Source organism: uncultured Stenotrophomonas sp., from assembly GCF_963519925.1.
Lineage (GTDB): Bacteria > Pseudomonadota > Gammaproteobacteria > Xanthomonadales > Xanthomonadaceae > Stenotrophomonas > Stenotrophomonas maltophilia_AE.
Window position 1 is genome coordinate 25369 of sequence record NZ_CAUQPH010000020.1, and the last position, 21681, is coordinate 47049.

9 protein-coding genes are annotated in these 21681 nt (G+C 65.4%); all 9 read left to right on the forward strand.

Annotation, left to right across the window (positions count from 1 at the left end; translation table 11 throughout):
• Nucleotides 1-30: 30 nt before the first annotated feature.
• The 9 genes from RWO33_RS06145 to RWO33_RS06185 all read left to right on the forward strand — a co-directional run bounded on the left by RWO33_RS06145 (nucleotide 31) and on the right by RWO33_RS06185 (nucleotide 21532).
• Complete coding sequence (locus RWO33_RS06145) at nucleotides 31-13848, forward strand: hypothetical protein (RefSeq protein ID WP_314103254.1); 13818 nt, start codon at nucleotides 31-33, stop codon at nucleotides 13846-13848.
• 91 nt (nucleotides 13849-13939) lie between these two features.
• Complete coding sequence (locus tag RWO33_RS06150) at nucleotides 13940-14479, forward strand: hypothetical protein (protein WP_314103256.1); 540 nt, start codon at nucleotides 13940-13942, stop codon at nucleotides 14477-14479.
• A 265-nt stretch (nucleotides 14480-14744) separates the two neighbouring features.
• Nucleotides 14745-15884 (forward strand): tetratricopeptide repeat protein, encoded by a 1140-nt coding sequence (locus RWO33_RS06155; protein ID WP_314103258.1) that lies wholly within the window; start codon nucleotides 14745-14747, stop codon nucleotides 15882-15884.
• 17 nt (nucleotides 15885-15901) lie between these two features.
• A complete protein-coding gene (locus RWO33_RS06160) occupies nucleotides 15902-16165 on the forward strand; it encodes a flagellar biosynthetic protein FliQ (RefSeq protein WP_314103260.1) in 264 nt (87 codons plus the stop codon).
• 3 nt (nucleotides 16166-16168) lie between these two features.
• Nucleotides 16169-16933 (forward strand): flagellar biosynthetic protein FliR, encoded by a 765-nt coding sequence (locus RWO33_RS06165; protein WP_314103263.1) that lies wholly within the window; start codon nucleotides 16169-16171, stop codon nucleotides 16931-16933.
• Nucleotides 16930-17997 carry an EscU/YscU/HrcU family type III secretion system export apparatus switch protein gene (locus RWO33_RS06170; protein ID WP_314103266.1) on the forward strand — a complete coding sequence of 356 codons (1068 nt, stop codon included), beginning with the start codon at nucleotides 16930-16932 and terminating at the stop codon, nucleotides 17995-17997. Before RWO33_RS06165 ends, RWO33_RS06170 begins: the two co-directional genes overlap by 4 nt.
• The gene (gene flhA / locus RWO33_RS06175; protein ID WP_314103268.1) at nucleotides 17994-20048 is read left to right on the forward strand and encodes a flagellar biosynthesis protein FlhA; all 2055 of its coding nucleotides are present in this window, start codon (nucleotides 17994-17996) and stop codon (nucleotides 20046-20048) included. Before RWO33_RS06170 ends, flhA begins: the two co-directional genes overlap by 4 nt.
• 7 nt (nucleotides 20049-20055) lie before the next feature.
• The gene (locus RWO33_RS06180) at nucleotides 20056-20736 is read left to right on the forward strand and encodes a flagellar hook basal-body protein (protein WP_314103271.1); all 681 of its coding nucleotides are present in this window, start codon (nucleotides 20056-20058) and stop codon (nucleotides 20734-20736) included.
• A gap of 16 nt (nucleotides 20737-20752) precedes the next feature.
• Nucleotides 20753-21532: a flagellar hook-basal body complex protein gene (locus RWO33_RS06185; RefSeq protein WP_314103273.1), complete on the forward strand. Its 780-nt coding sequence runs from the start codon at nucleotides 20753-20755 to the stop codon at nucleotides 21530-21532.
• The last annotated feature ends 149 nt before the right edge of the window (nucleotides 21533-21681 follow it).

Below are 21681 nucleotides of genomic sequence, written 5' to 3' on the forward strand. Positions count from 1 at the left end.
GGCGGTCGTTCACCACTCGAGGGGCAGGGCATGGCTGCTGTGATTTCCGGTAACGGCTTGGGGCTGTTCAACACGTCGCTGCAGAACGGCCTCGGCCTTGGCGGCGACGCCCGCCTGGGTACGCAGGGCGCCGACCGGCAGTACGTCAACGTCGCCAACGGCAACCTGGTGCTGCACAGCCAGGACGAGCAGCTGCTGTTCCGCGGCATGACCCTGGGCCAGTTCCGCACCTACAACAGCCAGGGGCTGTCCAGCCAGGTGGGCAGTGACGGCTGGATCACCGGATTCGAGCGCCGCGTCGAGCTGCTCTCCGGTACCGTCGGTGCCGTCGGCAGTGTAATGCGCCTGCACACCGGCGATGGGGCCTACCAGGATTTCACCCATACCGGCGGCAACAGCTACCAGTCCACCAGCGGCGATGGCGCGCACGACAGCCTGACCTATACCGCTGGCAGCAAGACCTGGACCTATGTCGAAGGCAGCTCGCGGCGCGAGGAAACCTATGCGGATCACGCAAACGCCACCCTCAAGGGGCGCCTGACCCGCATCCGCGACCTGATCGGTGATGCGGCATCGCCCACCAGTTGGGACGTGCTGTATGACAGCGCCGGCCGCATCACCCAGATCCGCAGCAAGGACACCAGCGCCGGCGCCACGCCGGACGCGCTGGTGTTCACCTACGACGCGGCTGGCCGGCTCGCCAGCCTGTCCACGCGCGAGAACGGGGCGGTGATCGGCCAGGTCAGCTATGGCTACGATGGAGTTGGGCGTCTGACCAGCGTGCTGGTGGACCTGGCCCCGGCAGATGCCCTCGGTGACACCGATAGCTGGAACGACGGCACTGCCGCCGCCAACGACGGGTACCTGTACCGGACGGTCTACACCTATGCCGATGCCACCAGCCTGAAGATCAGCCAGGTGCGGCAGGGCGACGGCAGCACGGTCAGCTACACCTACGACGCCAGCGGTCGCGTTGCTACCGTCACCACCGGCGACCCGCAAGGCGCGCACGCCACCCTGAGCTACAGCTACAACGTGGCCAGCGGCCAGACGGACGTCACCGACGATGGCGGCCGCACCTGGTCCTACTTCCACGACGCGGCCGGCCAGCTCACCGAAATCCAGTCGCCCGCGGTGGACGGGCAGCGGACGGTCAGCAGCTACAGCTACGACGCGGCCGGCAATCTCACCGGCGTGCAGACCCGACGCGGCAGCCAGCTGCTTACCCAGGTAGACAACCAGTACGACGGCAACGGCAACCTCACCTGGCAGTGGACCGCGCTGGAGCCGGGCAGCTCCGCGCTGGCCAGTGCTGTGCAGCGCACCTACACCGGCAGCAACCAGTTGGCATCTGAAACCGTATACAGCGGGCTGGACGCCGACGGCGCCGGCACCGCGGCCAGCGCGCAGGGAGGGGCCACTACCACCTTCCTGTATGACGCGCAGGACCGCGTGCGGTTCGTCATCAACGCCGCCGGCGAGGTCACCGAGCGCACCTACCATGCGGCCGGAACGGGCATTGGCCAGCTGGCCAGCGAGCGCCGTTACCTGGGCGCCACCTACACTGGCGCGCGCTCGACGACGGCGCTGCAGGGCTGGGCCGATGGCAGCCAGCAGGCGAGCAGTGGCTGGGTGGAGTACAGCTATGACCTGCGCGGGCGGTTGAGCCAAGCGCGCAGCTTCGATGGCGTGAGCCCGGACCCGGAAGCGACGGACTATGTCTACGATGCGCAGGGCCTGCTGCGCGAGAAGGCAGTCACCCGATACCCGGACGGGCGCGAGGATGCCGGATACAGCGTCCGCCAGTCGACTGTCTACGCCTACGACGGCATGGGCCGGCTGTTGTCCGAACTGGTGCAGGAACGCGTCACCCTGAACGGCCAGGCGCAGGAGGCGCAGCAGCTGCGCACCACCACCTGGCTGTATCAGGATTCGGGCAGCACGGTGCGCACCGCCATCGAGGCCGGCATTGCCGGAGATGGCAGCAGCAACGACCTGGTCCACACCGAGATCCGCAATGCCGCAGGGCAACTGCTGGCGGTGACCGAATCGGTGATGGACGGCAGCGGCAGCAGCCGCCAGACCCGTCACTACTACGACGCAACCGGGCAGCTGCGTGCCAGCGAGGACGCCAACGGCGCCCGCACGTACTTCTTCTACGACACGGCCGGGCAGCTGAGTGCGCAGGTGGACGCCACCGGTGCGGTGGTGGAATTCATCCGTGACGGTCTGGGCCGCATCGTCAGCACCGTGGCCTACGCCGACCGGGTCGGCACCGCCGCCTGGCTGAGCAACGACGCGGTGGTGCCGACCCTGCTGGCCGACATACGCCCGGCCGCCAGTGCCCAGGATCGCATCGCTACGGCAAGCTTCGACGCGCTGGGCCGCAAGCTGCAGGAGGTGGATGCCGAAGGCGGCACCACCACCTGGAGCTACGACGGGGCAGGACGTTTGCTGCAGGTGCGCAGCACGGACGCGGCCGGCAGCGCCGGGTCGGTGCGCAGCGTGCGGCATCTGTACGATGCCAACGGTCGCGAGGTGGGCGTGCTGGATGCCGCAGGCTATCTCACCGAGTACCAGTACGATGCCGGCGGCAGGCAGGTGTCGGTCATCCGCTATGCCACTGCCACCCGCGAACAGGATCGGGCCGCCGGGGATCTGGCTACCCTGCGACCGCAGGCCGGCACTGCTGACGCCACCACCCGCAGCTTCTACGATGGGCGCAACACCCTGGTCGGGCAGCTGGACGCCGAAGGCTATCTCACCGAGTACGTCTACGACCACGCGCGCAACCAGCGCGCCGTGGTGGCGTACGCGGCGAAGCTGGAGGGCAGCGTGCTCGACGGCAGCTTCTCCGCCGTGCTCGCCGCTTCCAAGACCGGCAGCGCACGTACCACGCTGCGCAATTACGACGCGCTGGGCCAGCTCATCGTGGAGGTGTCCCCGGAAGGCGCGGTGACCCGCCTCAGCTACGACGCGCAGGGACGCCTGTTGCATACGCGCTCGGATGCCACCGGCACCGACGTGCGCGATGGCGTGCGCCGCTACGACGCGTTCGGCAACCTCACCGGCGAGCTGAACGGCGAAGGGGCCGCGCTGTACGACCCGGCCATGGATGCCGCCCAGCTGGATGCGCTGTTTGCGCAGTTCGGAACGCGGCACGAATACAACGCGATCGGCCTGCGCATCGAAAGCATCGATCCGGAAGGCAACCGCACCTGGTACTTCCACGACAGTGCCGGGCGCCTCATCCAGACCATCCATGGCATGGCCGATGCCAACGGCATCCTCAACGCCGAGGGTGAAGTCGAGGAAACCCGCTACTCGGCCTTTGGGCAGGCGACGGAGACGCTCACCTACGCCGGGCGAATCGCCCTGCAGCCGCCGTTCGGCCGTGCGCAGGCCGAAGCAGCCGTGCAGGTGCTGCAGTTCGTGGCCGCCGTGGACAACCGCAGGCAGTTCCTCTACGACCGCCTGGGCCGCCTGATCGAGCAGGTGGACGGTGAAGGTTTCCGCACGCGACTGGGCTACAACGCCTTTGGCCAGGTGACCCGGCGCGAGGAACAGGTCTCGGCCTCGTCCTGGAACGTCACCACCCAGGGCTACGACCAGCGCGGCCTGTCCACCATTACCACCGAAGACGTGGGTGGGCTGGAGCGGCAGACGACCGCGCAGTACGACGCTTTCGGCAGGGTCATTGCTACCCAGGACGGCCGAGGCACGGTGACCTTCGCCCAATACGACCGGGTCGGACGCCAGGTGGGCGTGTCGCGCAGCGTGGGCGGTCGCCTGGAAGCGGAGCAGACCTTGTATGACGCCTATGGGCGCACGGTCAGCTCGGTGGACGCGCTGGGGCATGTGACCACGTACGCCTACGACGACAGCGAACGCAGCATGACCCTGACCACCCCGTTGGGGCTGCAGCTGGTCACCCGCTACAACGCACATGGCGAGCAGGTGGAGGTGCGCCGGCCGGATGGTTATGTCCGCGAGTTCCTATATGACAGGGAAGGGCGCCTGCTCAGCGATGGCCTGGTGGCGGATGGTCTGTATGAGATGCGAACGACGCACTACTACGACACGCGCGGCAATCTTCTGCAAACGCAGGATCTGACTGGAGCGGCGACTCACTACACTTACGACGCGCGCGGCCGTCAGCTGACCCGTGTTGACGACGGCCTGCAGCAGGACAATTCCGGCGACAGCATCCACGACGTGGCCGCCAGCTGGGAGTACCGGTATGACGCGCTGGGCCGCCAGACCAGCGTGACCGATGGTACCGGCGTGCGCACGGTCATGATCCATGACCGAGAAGGTCGGCTGCTGGAAAGTGTGGTCGATCCCGAGGGACTGGCGTTGAAGTCCGTGTACGCGTGGGACGGTCTGGGCAATCAGCTCAGTGTCACCGAAGGTGCTGGCACTGCCGCTGCGCGCACTACCACCTATGCCTACGACGGCCTCGGCCGGCGCATCAGCGAAACCCGCGCAAGCGGAACCCTCGATCTGGTCACCCGCTACGCCTACGATGGCAACGACAACGTGGTGGCGCGCACCGACGCGGCTGGCAGCGTGACGCGCTATGCCTACGACGAGGCAGGCCGACTGCTACTGGAGCTGGATCCCACGGGCGGCGCGGTTGAACACCGCTACGACATGGGCGGGCAGCTGTTGTCCAGCCGGGTCTACGCAACCGCAGTCAATCTGCAGGGACTGGACCTGTTGACGGGCGAGCAGGAGATTCGAAGCCGTCTCACGGCCGACGACGCGCGCGACCACGTTGCACATTATCGCTATGATGCGGACGGTCGGCGCGTGGTCAGCGTTGACGCAGCTGGCGCGGTGACCCGTTTCGTGTATGACGCCCAGGGCAAGGTCCTGCAGACGCGCACCTATGTGCAGGGACTCGCGATGGATCCTGCGCAGCGGTCGGAACTGGCGTCCGGCTCACTGGACGCCACCGGCATCCTGGCCGCGATCAGTGCCGACGATGCGCGGGACCGCATCGATTCCTACGTGTACGACGGTGCCGGTCGCGAGGTTTTCCACATCGACAGCGCTGGTGCGGTCGATAGTACGTGGTACGACGCGGCGGGCCGTTTGCTTGGCACGGCGGTGCTGGTGCAGCGAGCTACGGAGCTACCGCACCAAGCCATTGCTGCCGGCGACATCACCCTCGGCAACATCGACGACTACCTGGGGTACGAGCGTCATTTCACCAACCGCGTGGACCGTCTGTACGACGCTTCCGGTCAGCTGGTGGCCACCCTGACCTGGACGCAGTCGGTCGATGGCGAATACTGGGCACATGACGCCGTCAACGGCGCCAGGGTGCAGCGCTACCAGTACGACGGCGCGGGGCGAAAGATTGCTACGATCGACTATGGGGTCGCTCCTCAGCGCTATGTTCCAACCCGCATGGCGTCCGCCGCACGGCAAAACGAAAACCAGCAGTACTGGGCCACCCTGACAGACCTGCTGGACGCGATCGTCGCGAATGATCGCGAGTATCGCCCGATCGATGAAGTGCCACAGCGGGTCACCCGATACGTCTACGACAGCGCCGGTCGCGAGCGGTTCCAGATCGGTGTCGCCGGAAGCGTCCAGGAGTTTCGCTACGACGCGATGGGCCAGCGGGTGGCGACGCTCAGCTATGGCGACACGATTGAGAACCGGGTATGGACCGAAACCGAGCTCGCCGCGCAGGTGGCGGGCAACTCGGACGTACGCACCACCACCACGGAGTTCGACGCGGCTGGCCGCGTGGTCGCCAGCGTAGACGCCCTGGGCGGGGTGCAGCGCTATGCGTACGACGCGGCAGGGCAACTGCTGCAGTACACCGACCAGAACCTCGCGGTATGGTCCTACGCGTACGACGCCAGCGGCCGCCGGATTACCGAGACCAGTCCGCAGGTGGCCATCTCCAGCGTCAGCAGCGATGGCAGCATCACCACCACCGTTCGCTCGGTGGTGACCCGCAGCGAGTTCGACACCTTCGGCCAGGTTACCCGCCGAATCGAGGATGCCGGTACGCCAGGCGCGCGTGTCACCGACTATGAATACGACAGCCGTGGCAACCAGGTGCTCACCCGGTTCCCAGATGCCGGCACTTTGAATGCACAGGGCCAGCTGGTGGCCACTGGCGTTCGCCCCACGGTCGAAGTCACCTACGACGTGCTCGGCCGTGCGGTCATGCAGAAGGATGTGCTGGGAAATTACAGCTACAAGAGCTACAACAATGCCGGTCAGCTTCAATTTGAAGTCGACGCCGAAGGCCAGGTCACCGGCTATGCCTACAATGCGGCGGGCGAAGAAATTGAGCTCCGGCGGTACGTCAACGCCATCCCCACCACGCCGGGCGTCGTGTTGCAATCGGCGGATATCGACGGTCGGCTGACGCCCGTGGTAGGCGGTGATCGCATTCTGGCGACCTTCTATGACTTCGCGGGCAAGAAGCTCCAGGTTGTCGAGGTCAATTACCGCCAGGGCCGCTGGGACGAGACCTGGGAGTACTACTACGGCGCCACGAAGCAGTTTGAGTACAACATCTACGGCGATCTGGTCTACGAGGCGACGTTGCTCGAAGATCCGAACGACTATGTGTTCCGCCCCGGCGAGTACCAGAGCCCGACGACCTACAACTCCTACGTTCGATGGGACAAGAACGCCTATTTCTATGATGACGCTGGACGCAGAATCAAGCACATCGATGGCGAGGGGTATGTCACCCTCTGGGATTACAACGCCAAGGGTGAGGTCATCAGGGAAGAGCAGCTGGCCTGGGCGGTGTGGCATTGGGACACCGATGGCACGCCGCAGTCCTGGAAGGAGCCCACCAGCCGCGGAGAGGACCGGGTCACCGAGTGGAGCTACGATGCACTCGGTCGCCGCGTCAGTGAGCGGAAGAGCCGCGGCAATCCGGCCGATGGCCAGTTCGTCGAGACGCTGACCGAGTACGACGCCGGCGGCCGCGCCATTTCCGCCACCGTACAGGGCCAGCGCACCGAGACCTTCTACAACGCGCTGGGCCAGGTCACCGCCGTACTGGAAAGCGAGCGCGACGTGGTCAACGGAAATGCCGACCAGCAGCTGGCCGCCACCAGCGTGGGCCTGGGCAGTGCCGCCCTGTATCGCCGGGCCTCGCCGTACAGCACCATGGCCTACGATGCGTTCGGCAACGTGGTGCAGGTGCGCCGCTACGCCGATGGCCTGGAGGCGGGGCAGACCGCGGTGGCGTCCATCCGCGACCAGGTCCACACCACCCTGTATGACTGGCAGGGCCGCAACGTGCTGGAGCGCGATGGTGCCGGCACGGTGTTCAACCGCACTTATGACGCTGCCGACCGACTGCTGACCACCCGCAACCGGCTGGACGGAAGCTCCGGGCGCTGGGCGGTGGTGACCAATGAAGCCAGCTATGACCGCACCGGTCGGCAGCTGACCAGTCGCGTCTACCGCCAGCTGCACCAGGGGCAGGGCGGGGCCGTGGTCGGGGTGGAAACAGACGCCACCTCGCAGGTGCGCTACAACGCCTTCGGCGAGATCATCGCCAAGGACAGCCGCCTGGACGCCGGCCTTTCCACCAGCGATTTCGCTGCCCAGTACGTCTATGACGACAACGGCCGCATGACCGCCAGCAACGCCGAGGGCGGCGTCTGGCGCTATTACAGCCATGACCTGGCCGGGAATGTCATCGCCGAGCGGCACGTGGTCCGCAACGGCGCGGGTACCGAGGTCGAGGTCGAGACCCGCATGGAGCTCGACCATCGGGGCAAGCTGTTGCGGCAGTATGCGGCCGGCAACAACGACCTGGAAAACGACTATGCAATGACCGAATGGAGCTACGACGCGTGGGGCAACGTGCTCACGCAGACCGATGCACTCGGCAACATGACGTACTACGAGTACAACCAGCAGAACCAGGTCACCCGTGAGCTCCGGCCCACCGTGCGGGTGTTGAACGCCAACGGCAGCGTGGCTGAGCTGGCCCCTGAACTGCAGTGGGAGTACGACGCGCTGGGTCGCCTGACCGGTACCCGCGACGCGAACGGGAACTGGAAGCGCAACGGCTTCGACGCCAGTGGCCGCCAGGTGTACAGCGAAGATGCGCTGGGCCACCGCACCGTCACCGCCTACGACGTGTTCGGCCAGAAGCGGTACACCCAGGACCCGCTGGGCTACGTGACCTTCCTGGAGTACGACACGGCCGGGCGCGTTGTAGCCCAGGGCGACTTCCTTACCGAGGCCGATGGCCAGAGCCGCAGCAAGGCTACGCGCGAGCGTTATGCGCTGGACCAGAACGGCAACCGCCTGCGCGTTACCGACGCCCTCGGTTACGTCAACACCTACGACTACGACAGCCGTGGGCTGGTCATCCGCAGCCTCACCGCTGCAGGGGTGGCGATGTCCTATGGCTACGATGCCCAGGGCAACAAGATCCGTGAGACCAACGCGCTCTCAGACGCCAGCCTGGCCGCCGACGGCGTGCCGGTCTTCAACGGCGGCGTCGTGGGGTACCAGATCAGGTTGGTGGGCCAGTCGATCAGCGTGACGATTCCGGCGGGTGCCTTCACCACCTCCGACGGCGAACAGCCTGCGATCTCGGTCCGTGTGCTCTACTCGACCAGCAACGAACCGGCAGTGGAGGCCACCGGATTCAGCTACGACGCACAGACCGGCACGCTCACCGGCGTCATCGCCCAGACCGGCAGCTACGAGATCGTGTTCACCGCGACCAGCAGCAGTGGGAAGACCTCGACAACGTCGGCGCACGTGTCTTCGGTAGGACAGACCGCCTACAACAACTTCTACAGCGACGCCCCCCGGCCGAACCTGGGTCTGTTCACCCAGCGGGTGTCGCCCGGACAGGCGTTCAGTTACCAGGTTCCGGCCAACGCGTTCATTGCCGCCTCGGGACAAGGCATCAGCCTCCAGGCATACGTGGTCAAGACGGTCAGCACCTACGACCCGGAACTGCGGCGGACCTTCACCGATCGCATCCAGGTCGCGGTTGGATCGGCCGAGGACGATTCCGGGCTGGCCTTCGACCCGGCAACCGGCACCCTGTCCGGCAGCCTGGCCAGCGTCGGGACACGGGAAGTCATCATCAAGGCGAAGGGCGCCAACGGCCGCGAAACCTCGCAGACCCTGCTGCTGGACTCGCGCCGGCCGAGCGGCCGCAGTACGGTGACCGACAGCGAAGGCGAGGTCCTGTTCCTGGATGAGATGACCTGGAACTACGACTTCTTCGGCCGTCTGCAGGACCATAACGACCTCAGCGGTGCCGACTACGACTATACCTACGACCCGATTACCGGCCAGCTGCGCGGCGAGAACAGCAAGTGGACCGAGGAGGGCAGATCCTATTCCACGCCGGTGGCGGACTACTGGTACGACCGCGACTGGAAGCAGTATGGAATGGATTCGGACCTGGTCGAGTACGAACTGCCCGAACCGGAGGTGCTCAACGATCCGAAGCGGGAGTACAGCTACTACCGCTCGGGGGCGCTCAGGGAGCTCAAGGAAGGCAGGAACTGGTTCCAATACGAGTACGACGCCAATGGCAACCGAACGCTGGAGGAAGCCTTCACTTACGACGCAGACGGGAAGCTGCTGCATGTACTCACACGGGTCACCTATGACGCGCATGGCCGTATCAGCCGTGTGACCCAGCGTGACCAGGTCGATGGCCGGAACCTGCTGGAACTCAGCTACGACTATGACGCCGCCGGCAACCGTCGGCGCGTGCTGGCGGCCTCGGCGTACGACGCCACGGCCCCCGGCATCGACATCACCGGCATCACCAATCCGGACTTCGAAGCCGGTGACGTGGGTTGGGTGATGGGGCAGGGATGGTCGGTCGTCAGCGGCGGCGAGGGTAACAGCACCCTGCGTGGCCAGTACAGCTTCACCGGTGAGTCCACCATCCTCAACAAGCAGCGCGTCGGGGTGCGTCAAGGCGAGAAGATCTCTGCGTCCGTGCGGGTGGACCAGGGTGCCTCCAGCGAGCGTGAAGCCGGCGCCGCGGTGTACATCCAGTGGTACGACCAGGCAGGCAACCCGCTGTCGATCTCCGAAGGCAACATGGTGGAATCGGCGTCCAACGGGAACATCTACGATTCCCGCCTGACCGAGTGGGTCCCCTACGGCGCCGCCTTCATGTCGATCGGCGTACGGGCATACCGCACGGGGGGCGGCGACCCCTTGTTCATCGACAACTTCAGCTGGGGTACCGAGCTTCCCAATGGTGATCTCAGCGACGGCTACTCTGGCTGGGACTTTGAGCCGGGGGTCACCTGGTCAGGCGACTACAACGGCTCCCTGAAGTTCAACCAGGACAGCGAGACACGCGCGCTCAATTACAACAGTGTGAACGTCCGCCCGGGAAGCATGGTCAACGCACGGGCCAACGTGCAGCAGGGTGCATCCAGTGCCGGGACGGCCTGGGGCGCTGTGTTCCTTCGCTTCTACGACGCGCAGGGCAACGTCATCGCCGATGTGCAGGGCGTTCCGGTCGACAGCGGGTCAGGTGGCGAATGGCATTCGGCGTATGTGAACGCGCGCGTTCCGGAGGGTGCCGTCAGCATGTCGGTCGGGGGCGTGGCAGGCCGCACCGGGGGCAACGCGCTGTGGATGGATGACTTCAGCTGGAATTTCGAGCGCGAAGGCGAGCTGGATTCAACCGAAGGCTACTTCGATCCGGATCCGAGCCAGCCGTTCAATATGCCCGGCAAGAAGGCGTACTGGTACGAATACGACGCCAACAATCGGGTGACGGTGGCCAACGGCAGGCTGGCAAACGGCGAGATCGTGCTGGGCAGCAGCGACATCAGCTACGCGCTGGATTACGACGAAGCCGGGCGTGCCACCCGCAGGCGCTTCATGAGCGGCCTTGTGGAGGTGGCCGAGACCACGCAGTACGACGAGCGTGGCCAGCGCCTGCGCGTGTTCCAGGCGGCGGGATTGGGCGACACCGCACCCATGTCGCTGAAGGATGCCTACACCTACGATGCCGTTGGACGGGTGATCGAGCAGCGCACCTACTTCGACAATGGCAGCACCCGCAACGGGGTGAACATCTCCGGCTGGTTGATGCACGCCGAGACCTTCAGCTACGACGCCGATGGGCGGATCAGGCAGCAGATAGTGCAGGGTCGACAGCTGGACTGGGCGGCTGGCCAACAATCGGATGGTGGCGCGTTCCAGACCACCGACCTGCGCAGCCTGCAGTACCTGTCCACGATCAACTACACCGGTTACGACGCCGCCGGCCGCCTGCTCGGCTACGGCTATCAGCACCTGCAGCACGAGGATGGAGTGGGCGCCAGCGCCAGTGATCCGAAGGGATACCGGCACACATACTTCTACTCCTACGAGGCCCGCGACAGCTACCTTGAAGCGCGGGTGCAGGGCACCAGCAGCAACCAGAACTTCCGCGCGTCCACTACCTATAGCAGCTACGACGCCTGGGGACGCCGCGTGGCGGTGCGCGAGAACACCCCGCTGGCCAGCAACCTGGGCACGCTGGACGACCGTATCCGCTACTTCAGCTACGACGGCACCGGCAACATCCTGCAGCGTCGCGAAGGCACATTGAAGAATGGTGCATTCAGCCAGGACGCGTTGCAGGCCACGCAGAACCAGCTGTATGCCTACGTCAATGGCCAGCTGGTGGGCTCGGGCAAGCGCAACGGCGAAGTGGACGTGGTAGGCCGCCTCACCGCGTACCAGAGCAACAACGCCGCCGGCAGCAGCCGCACCACGGTGCTGGCAGGGGAAACGCTGCGTGGCATTGCCCAGCGCGTCTACGGCAATGCCAACCTCTGGTACGTGCTGGCCGAAGCCAACGCGATTGCCGACGACAGCGGGCTGACCGCCGGAACCACCCTGGTGGTGCCGGAAGTGAAGGTCACCGCCAACGACGCGAGCACGTTCAAGCCGTTCAGTCCGCAGGAAGCGATCGGCAACACCTCGCCGTCGCTGCCCTACATCGAGCCGCCGCCGAAGGAGCATTGCAACGGCATTGCGATGGTGTTGATGGTGGTGGTGGCGGTTGTGGCGGCGGTGTTTACCGCCGGTGCGGCGCTGACTCTGATTGCTCCCGCGCTCGCTTCAGCCGGCGGGATCATGGCAACCGGCGCGGCGGTGCTTACTGGCGGCATAGCGGTCAGCGGCGCGGCAATGGGAGCCTTGGCTGCCGGTGCAGCGGTTGCCGGTGCAGCATTCGCCGGTGGTATGGCGGGAAGTATTGCCAGTCAAGCGGTGGGCAAGGCAATGGGGGTAGTGGATAGCTTCAGCCTGCGAAAAGCAGTTGCGGGGGGTATCAGCGCTATGGTTACCGCGGGCGTGGGCAACGCTGGCAGCATCAGCGAGATCGCAGCGGCTGGAGCGGCAAGTGCAGCTGGCGCTTACGCGGGAGCCAAGATCGCGGGAGTGCCGGACACCCACTTCAGCTGGCGTGCCATCGCCGCCGGAGCCGTTAGCTCTGCGATCGGTGGCAAGATCAACCAATCTCTTCGTATCGGCAATCAGTCGTTGGTCTCTGGCGGAATCGTGAGAGACACGTTCGGCGCAATGGTTGGGGGGGTTGTGAGCCTACACGCGCGACGCACATTCGGGCTCGGCGACGACATCAACTATGGTGCAATAGCAGCGGATGCATTTGGTAATGCGTTAGGAAGCGAGTTCGCATCCAAGATCGATAACGCGCTTGCAAGGAGACAGAAGCCCGTTGGAAATGAGTTCAAAACGTCGCGATTTACCCGATCCTTCAGCAGTGACTATCAAGCTGACTGGCTGTACGGTGACTACGTCACGTCGGTCGAATGGGCAGGAAGGCCGGAAGGAAAGTTTGCCTTTGCTACCGCAGACCTGGGCGACACCCGGGGCCAGCTTGGTGACGTAGATCCCGAAGTTCGCTCCACCGATGCGCCGCTAGCCAATGTGAGGAAGGGGGCGAGAGGGATTCGGGATGAAGAGTTCCTGCTCATCCAGAGAGATATCGATGCGATGAAAGCGCAGGGGCTTGACGTTTCATACGTACAAGCTGAGACCAATAGATTGCGGGATGAGTTTGAGTTCAGGGAGCCGAGTGACAGTGGGGTGAGCGCGAGTGACGCGGAATCTATTCGCGACTGGATGGAGGCACCTGCGTGGGGCGATTTGGGTGGCAGTCCTGGCACCAACAGCTGGCGGATGACAGGTGCGTCGGATGCGCCCGCTCGCGAAATGCCGTTCAAGGACTTTGCGCGCACCGCATCAACGGACCTGCCGACCTATAGGCTTGACTATGACGCGATTGGGGACGGAGCAGATGTCGTGGGCCAAGCGACCTACTATGCAAACGCAGTAATGCTAACTGTGGCTAAGTCAGATGCACGTGAGATATTGTCGCGAGCGGGGACGCTCCAGCAATTCAGGTTAAACGCAGTTCAGCGTGCGACGAATATGGACAAGGCAATTGCGGTATTCAAGAGTCCTAACGGAAAAGCTGCAACAGCGCTCGTCGCGTCAGCTGGCCGCTATGCTACGCCGCTAAAAGCGATTCCTCTGATTGGCAACGTGGCGACTGGAGTGGGCGAACTGGCGTATTTGGCTGATGTTCATGAGAAGCACCCGGAAAAGTTGGGTTACGCTATAGGTGCATCACTTGGCACGATGTCTGGAGACGCGATTGCTACGGCTGGCGGGGCGTGGGTCGGTGGCGCAATCTTCGCACCGCTGGCGCCGTTTACGTTTGGGTTGAGCATTCCACTGGGTGCCGCAGCAGGGGGGGCTCTCGGCCACTGGATATACGATAGCAAGGTGAAGGATTTTGTTAAGGAAGGGATTACGGGAATTGAGCAGAAATAGTGCAAGCAATCGCGTTGGATCCCGCGGTGCAGTACATAGGCGGCTGAGTGCAAGAGCGTGGTTCTCGCTTGGTTTGGTTGCCTGTTGGCTGTTGCTGGTGTCGCTCGGACGCAAGCTTCCTTATCTCGAACTTGACTCGAGTGCCATGCTGCGGACGGGCGTTCTCTTTGTGTGCTTTTACGCGGCACTTCTGTACTTCTACTATTGCAAGCCCGTGCCAGAGGCTAATAAATCTGCGATTCGGTATTACTACCATTCGGTGGGTGGTGGTCCCAAGGGGGCAATTCAAATCGTGCTCCTGAACGTTGCAGCTCCCTTTTTCTGCTTGGCATTCGCATACTTCAGCTACGCTGTTCCTGCTCTAGCCACCAAGTTGATTGCGTCAACGCCATATGAAAGCTCATACCAGGTGGTCGATGTTGAACGGTGGGGTGGGTCTCGCGGTGCGCGGATGTACCGGCTCAGCCTTGCAGATCAAGAAGGTCGAGCTCTTACGCTAAATTTAAGGGCAACAAAATCAGCGTCCGACGGATGGATGGTGGGCGACCGGATCAAGGTCATTGGGAGAAGCTGGGCGTTCGGGACGATTGCGGATTCGGCTTTTCTTGATGAGCGTGCCTCTGGCCTCTAGAAGGTACTCAGGCGTTCGAGTCACAAACCAAAGCTGATGGGGCACAGTACGGCCCGCGCACCCGTTCATGTGAATCTGTGACGCAATAACGATATTGCAAACTTGCCTTGACGCGCTCTTGACACTACCCAATCGCCCCCGTAATTTCACTCTGCACCGACGGTCAGGGGTTTGACCGACGGAACACAGCAGGGAAGTCGTACAGGGGGCCGGTGCACGTTCGTGTTCCGGGACATTACGTGTCATGGCAAGGAAAGCTCCAGAGATGGATGGCTACGCTGTGCGTGCGGCACGGCTGCGGGATTACCTCGCGGCGGATTCAGACAACGTGGACCTGGCGTGCGAACTGGCCGATCTGCTTGCCGCCGAAGGCGCGCCTGCAGCGGCGGAGGATGTCCTCGCCGGGTTGCCCGATACCCTTCAGAACACGGCGGCCGTTGGCTTCCGGCGCGCCCGTCTGGCGTTGTCCACGGGCCGCTACGCGGATGCTTCGCAGCAGCTTTCAAGCCTTGTCCAACAAGGCGTTGACGCCCCGGCGGTGGCTCACGACCTAGCGTTCGCACAGCTGTGCCTGCGCCAGTCGGAGCGCGCCCGCAATACGGTAAACGACGCGGTTGCACGACATGGCGGATCGACCGCACTGCATGTCCTGGCCGCACGCATCGACCTGCAGGAGCAGCACTACGACGCTGCGCTGGCGCAACTGCGCGCTGCGCTCGCGCTGGATGCAACTGATGCCCAGGCGCACGGCGTCACCGCGCTTGCGCTGTTCGACAGCAACCGACCGGAACCCGCGCTGCAGGCGTCGGTAGCCGCTTTGCAGCTTGACGGTGAGCAGCATGAAGCGCTGCTGGTGGCCGGCACCCTGGCGCTGTGGAACCGCGAGTGGCTAGAAGCGCAGGCGCTGTTTGAATGCGCACTGGTGCGCTTCCCCAATTCCGGCCGGGTCCTGTCCGGGCTGGGCCAGTGCCTGATGCTGCGCAATGAACTGCTGCAGGCGCAGGCGGTGCTGGAGCAGGCGGTACAGGCCATGCCCGAGCACATCGGAACCTGGCACGCACTGGCCTGGACCCAACTGCTGCAGGGCGACAGCGATGCTGCCTACGTGAGCTACCAGCAGGCCTACGCGCTGGATCGAAACTTCGCCGACACCCATGGCGGACTCGGCCTGATCGCCGTGTTGCGCGACCAGCACGCGGAAGCGGAAGCCTCCATCGAACGTGCGCTGCGCCTGGACCGAAACAGCATCACCGGTCGTTATGCCCGCAGCCTGCTGCTGCAGAAGCAGGGCGACACGGCTGGCTCCGAAGCGCTGCTCTCGGAACTGCTGGAGGCCGGCGGCATGCCGGGCGTGCCGGTGGCCGAGTTTGCGCAGCGGCTGCAACACACTCTCTCACCCCCATAGCCAAGGCGAGCGTTCAGATGGATTCTGATTTCGCCATGCGCCTGCTGATCGACACCCTGATTGCCGCACTGAAAATGTCGGCACCGGTGCTGCTGTCGACCCTGGTGGTCGGCCTGCTGATCTCGATCGTGCAGGTCGTCACCCAGGTGCAGGAAATGACCCTGACCTTCGTGCCCAAGATCATCGTGGTCGGCGTGGTATGCGTCGCCATGGGTGGCTGGATGCTCTCGGTTGCGGTTGAACTTGCCAAGCGCATGTTCGCCGCGGCGGCGGGGATGTAGCCGATGGACGCATTGCATTCCTTCGCGGGCAGCTTCCTGCTGGCCATGGTCCGCTACCTGCCGGCCACTGCGCTCACCTCGCTCACGCCGCTACGCTGGGCGCCGCCGATGGTGCGGATCGTGCTGGCGATGGCGTTGGCCTGGCTGACGGTGCAGGCGCAGCCGGCGCAGATCACGGTGCCGCAGGGTGGCGCCATCGGCTGGATCAGCGCCCTCGCCGGGGAACTGATGCTGGGCCTTGCCTTCGGGCTGGCGGTCATGCTGCCGCAGGCAGCGCTGAACATGAGCGGCTGGTTGATCGACATCCAGGCCGGCGCCAGCGCGGCGGTGCTGTTCAATCCTGCCGCGCAGGGCGAAACCCAGTCGCTGCTGGGCACGCTGCTGATGCTGGTGGGCACCGTGCTGTTCTTCACCCTGGACCTGCACCTGGACCTGTACCGCATGCTGGTTGCCAGCGCGCACCTGCTGCCGCTGGGACAGGGCGGTCGCCTGCATCCGGATGGCCTGTTCGGCATGCTGGGCAGCAGTTTCCTGCTGGGACTGGTGGTAGTGGCGCCGGTGGTGCTGGCGCTGCTGGCGGTGGATATCGGCGCCGCCTACGCGACGCGCTCGATGCCGCAGGCCAACGTGTACTTCCTGGCCTTGCCGCTGAAGATGATCGTGGCGCTGCTGATGATGATGGCCACGTTGCCGTTCGTGCCGGCGCTGTTCGAGCGCATGTACCGCGATGCGTTCCAGCGCATCCCCTCGCTGCTGGGGGGCGCATGAGCCAGCAGGACCAGGACAAGACCGAGCAGCCCACGCAGCATCACCTGGAGCAGGCGCGCGAACGCGGCGAAGTGGCCAAGAGCGCCGACGTGTCCGGCAGCCTGGTGCTGGTGGTCTTCGCGGTGGCGTTGGCAATGACCGCTGGCGGCATTGCGCTGGCGTTGGCCGACGCGACCCGGCGCATGATCCTTCTGGCCGGCTCCACGCCTGCATTGAACGGTGCCTTCGCGCACTGGACTACCACGGTGTACGCACCCCTGGGCCAGGCGCTGTTGCCCCTGATGCTGGCGCTGGTCGTCGCCGGCGTGCTCGGCAATGTGTTGCAGACCGGGCCGATGTTCACCACCCAGCCGCTGAAGCCGGATTTCGAGCGGATGAATCCGGCGAATGCGTTCCGGCGGATCTTCTCGCTGCGTACCCTGTGGGAGCTGGGCAAGATGGGCGGCAAATTCGTGCTGCTTGGCGCGGTCTGCGCGGTGTTCGCATGGAAGGCGCGCGGGCTGGCCGAATCGGTGGTGCATGTGCTGCCGCATCGCGTGGCCGGGCTGTTCCGTGACATGTTCGTGCAGACTTCGCTGTATGTGCTGCTGGTGCTTGGCCTGGCCGCGGTGGTGGACCTGCTGTTCACCCGTCGCGAATACGGGAAGAAGATGCGCATGAGCCGGCGCGAGGTGCGCGATGAAGTGCGCCGGCGCGATGGCGACCCGACCATCAAGTCCAAGCGGCGCCAGCAGTCTCGCGAGTTGCTGCGCAAGACCCGGTCGCTGGCGCGCGTGCACGAAGCCGATGTCGTGCTGACCAATCCCACCCATTACGCGGTGGCCCTGCGTTACCGTCCCGGCAAGATGGTCGGCCCGGTGGTGATCGCCAAGGGCGCGGGGACGCTGGCCGCGATGATCCGGCGGCTGGCCGGGCGCCACAACGTGCCGGTGATGCGCATTCCCAGCCTGGCGCGGGCGCTGTACCGCGACTGCGATATTGACCACACCGTGCCCGAGGCACTCTATGGCGAGCTGGCGCCGGTGTACCGCACCCTGTGGAAGCGCAAGGGGGCGGCGGCATGAAGATGCTGTTGAGCCAGATGTGGGGCGGTCGTCGCGACCTGGCCCTGGTGGCGCTGGTGATCGGCGTGCTGGTGGTGCTGTTCGTACCGATCCCGCCGATGCTGCTGGACTTCCTGCTGGTGGTGAACATCAGCATGGCGATGCTGATCCTGCTGGTGACCTTCTTCACCGACACCCCGCTGAAGTTCTCCACCTTCCCGACCATCCTGCTGCTGTCCACGCTGTTCCGCCTGTCGCTGAACGTTTCGGCCACGCGGCTTATCCTGGAGGGCGGCGACGCCGGCCGGGTGATCAACGCCATTGGTGAGTTCGTCATTGGCGGCAACTACATCGTCGGCATCGTGGTGTTCCTGATCCTGGTGGTGGTGCAGTACGTGGTGGTGACCTCCGGTGCGCAGCGCGTGGCCGAAGTGGCGGCGCGGTTCACCCTGGACTCCATGCCCGGCAAGCAGATGAGCATCGACGCCGACATGAACATGGGGCTGATCGATGAGAAGGAGGCGCGCCACCGCCGCGCCCAGATCGAAAAGGAAGCCAACTTCTACGGCGCAATGGACGGTGCCACCAAGTTCGTCAAGGGCGATGCCATCGCCGGCATCATCATCATCCTCACCAACATCGTCGGCGGCCTGGCCATCGGCATTGCCCAGCTCGGCCTGCCGTGGGGCGAGGCGGTACAGCACTTCACGCTGATGACCATTGGCGACGGAATCGTCACCCAGATCCCGTCGCTGGTGATCGCGGTGGCCACCGGCATCATCATCACCCGGGCCGCCGCGGACGCGCAGCTGGGTACCGAGATTCCGCGCCAGGTAATGGCCAACCCGAAGGCGCTGGCCATCGTAGCCGCCGTACTGCTGCTGGTGCTGTTGCTGCCGGGCTTCCCGAAGCTGCCGGTGTTCGCGGTGCTGCTGGTGCTGGGTGGCCTGGCCTGGGCGGCGATGCGCAAGGGTGTGGAACAGGTTGAAGAACTCGCGCAGGAGGCTGCCACCGCTGCGGCAACGCGCAACGATGAACCGCAGGACTGGATGCGGATCGAGCCGCTGGAGATCCGGCTGGGTGCCGAGCTGGCCGACGCCTTCCTGGGTGCCGAGGGCGACCTGAAGGACCGCATCTCCCACGTGCGCCGGCAGTTCGCGCAGGACATGGGTTTCCTGGTGCCGCCGGTGCACACCGCACACCGCGCCGACCTGCGTGGCAATGCCTACGAGATCCTGTTCCAGGGCACGCGTGCCGGGCAGGGCGAACTCAGCATCGACCGCGTGCTGGCGATCAATCCGGGCGGCAGCCGCCCGCGCCTGGAGGGGCCTGAAACCAAGGACCCGGCCTACGGCCTGCCGGCGCAATGGATCAACAAGGAGCACCGCCAGCACGCACGCGGCGCCGGTTACACCCTGGTCGACGCCGACACGGTAGTGATCACCCACCTCAGCGAGCTGATCAAGCGCCATGGCGCCGAGCTGTTGACCCGCGCCGAGGCCGAGCGCATGGTCAACCGGCTGCGCGAGCAGCACGGCTCGCTGGTGGAGGAACTGGTGCCGGGCGTGCTGACCTGGTCGGAGATCCAGAAGGTGCTGCAGCACCTGCTGCGTGAACAGGTCAGCATCCGCCACCTGGAAGCGATCCTGGAAGTGCTGGTGGACGCCGGCCGCACCACCAGGCAGCCCGAGGAACTGGCCGAGAAAGTGCGCGAGCGCCTGGGCGCGGCGATCTGCCAGGGCCTGCGCGATGCGCAGGGCGACCTGCACGTGATGACCCTGGCGCCGGAACTGGAGCGCACGTTGCTGGCCAACCTGCGCCCGGCCGACGGTCGCAGCGGCTCGCTGTTCGGCGACATGGCGCAGCTGGACGGCTTCATGAAGAACCTCGCGGCGCAGGCCGAATCGATGATGGGCCGCAGCCTGGTGCCGGTGCTGCTGTGCCCATCGCCGGCGCGGCGCTCGCTGCGCGCCCTGCTGGGCCGTTCGATGCCGTACCTGGCGGTGCTGGGCCTGAACGAAGTGCCGGCCACGCTGCCGGTGCGCTCCTTTGCCGCGATCCATTCCCAATGAGGCACGCATGACCGACACCCTGGAAGCGATCAGCCGCAGCCTGGCCAACGAAGTCCGGACTCTGGGCACCATCAGCCAGAACGTGGCCAATGCGCATACGCCGGGCTACCGCGCCCTGCGCACCGGTCCGGATTTCGCCGACGCCGCTGGCCTGCGCACCGTGGCCGACCAGCGCGACGGCGGCCTGACCCAGACCGGCAGGCCGCTGGATATCGCGCTGCGTGGGCAGGGTTTCCTGCTGGTGGATCGCGACGGCCAGGCGCTGCTGGCCCGTTCCGGCGCGCTGCGAGTGGACGCGGACGGGGTGCTTGTCACGGCGCAGGGCGAAGCCGTGCTCGGCATGGGCGGCCCGATCGTCATCCCCAACGGCAGCGCGGCCAAGGTGCGTGTGGACGCCGACGGCCGGATCTGGGCCGACGACCGCGAGGTGGACCAGCTGCGCCTGGTCAGCGCGACCCAGCCCGACGGCGTGACGCCGATGGGGGCGGGCACCTATACCTACAGCGGCGAACTGCAGCCGTGGCAGGGCTCGGTGGTGCAGGGCGCGCTGGAGCGCGCGAATGTCGACGCCGCCGACGAAATGCTGCGCCTGATGGAAACCACCCGCCACATCGATTCGGTCCGGCGTGCGATCAGCACCTACGACCAGATGCTGGACCGCGGCATCAACAACCTCGGCAACAACTGAGCACGGAGCGCTACCCATGATCGATGCCCTCTACATTTCCGCGAGCGGCCTGCGCAGCGAGCAGAAGCAGATCGACGTGATTTCCAACAACGTCGCCAACATGCAGACCCCGGGGTTCAAGCGCACCCGGGTCAACTTCGCCGACGTGGCCGGCACCGCCGTGCCCTCCGCGGTCGCTGTCGACGCGCCGGCGCGCACGTCCGAGCCGATGCCCGGCGGTACGCGGATCAGTGCCACCGTGGCTGACTTCGATACCGGCGAACTCAAGCCGACCGGCAATCCGCTCGACCTGGCCATCGATGGTGCCGGCCTGTTTGAACTGGAACTGGACAACGGCACCGTGGCTTACACCCGCGACGGGCAGTTCCGCCTGGATGGCGAGGGCACCCTGCGCACGATGCAGGGGGCACGCCTGGCCAACGCGCCGCAGATTCCGCTGGAGGCCACCGATGTGCGCGTGACCAGCGCCGGTGAAATATCGGTGCTGATGCCGGGCGACACCGAGCGCACCGTACTGGGCGCGGTGGAACTGGCCGTGTTCGGCGCCGCCGACGCGCTGCAGTCGGTGGGCGACAACCGGTACGTCGCCACCCAGGCCGCGGGCACCCCCAGCTATGTGGTGCCCGGTGAGGCCGGCAGCGGCAAGCTGCAACAGGGCCAGGTGGAAATGGCCAACGTGCAGATGATCGAAGAGATGTCCAGCCTGGTCATGGCGCAGCGGGCGTACCAGCTCAACGCGCGCGTGCTGCAGGCGGCGGACCAGGTGCTTGAAACCATCAACAACCTGCGCCGCTGACATGCACGCCTTGCTGCTGATGTTCGCCCTTGCACCTGCGCCCGCAGCCGCCGACGCACTAGCTGGCGCGACCGTGGCCGACCGGGTGGTAGTCGAACTGCAGGCGCGCCTGCGCGCGCAGGGCAGCGCAGCCACGGTAAGCGCCATCG

Bases quoted from the DNA above. Each gene is read 5' to 3' on its own strand.
- RWO33_RS06165 (WP_314103263.1), top strand. From the start codon at position 16,169: ATGGACGCATTGCATTCCTTCGCGGGCAGCTTCCTGCTGGCCATGGTC.
- RWO33_RS06180 (WP_314103271.1), top strand. From the start codon at position 20,056: ATGACCGACACCCTGGAAGCGATCAGCCGCAGCCTGGCCAACGAAGTC.
- RWO33_RS06170 (WP_314103266.1), top strand. From the start codon at position 16,930: ATGAGCCAGCAGGACCAGGACAAGACCGAGCAGCCCACGCAGCATCAC.
- RWO33_RS06185 (WP_314103273.1), top strand. From the start codon at position 20,753: ATGATCGATGCCCTCTACATTTCCGCGAGCGGCCTGCGCAGCGAGCAG.
- RWO33_RS06155 (WP_314103258.1), top strand. From the start codon at position 14,745: ATGGATGGCTACGCTGTGCGTGCGGCACGGCTGCGGGATTACCTCGCG.
- flhA (WP_314103268.1), top strand. From the start codon at position 17,994: ATGAAGATGCTGTTGAGCCAGATGTGGGGCGGTCGTCGCGACCTGGCC.
- RWO33_RS06160 (WP_314103260.1), top strand. From the start codon at position 15,902: ATGGATTCTGATTTCGCCATGCGCCTGCTGATCGACACCCTGATTGCC.
- RWO33_RS06145 (WP_314103254.1), top strand. From the start codon at position 31: ATGGCTGCTGTGATTTCCGGTAACGGCTTGGGGCTGTTCAACACGTCG.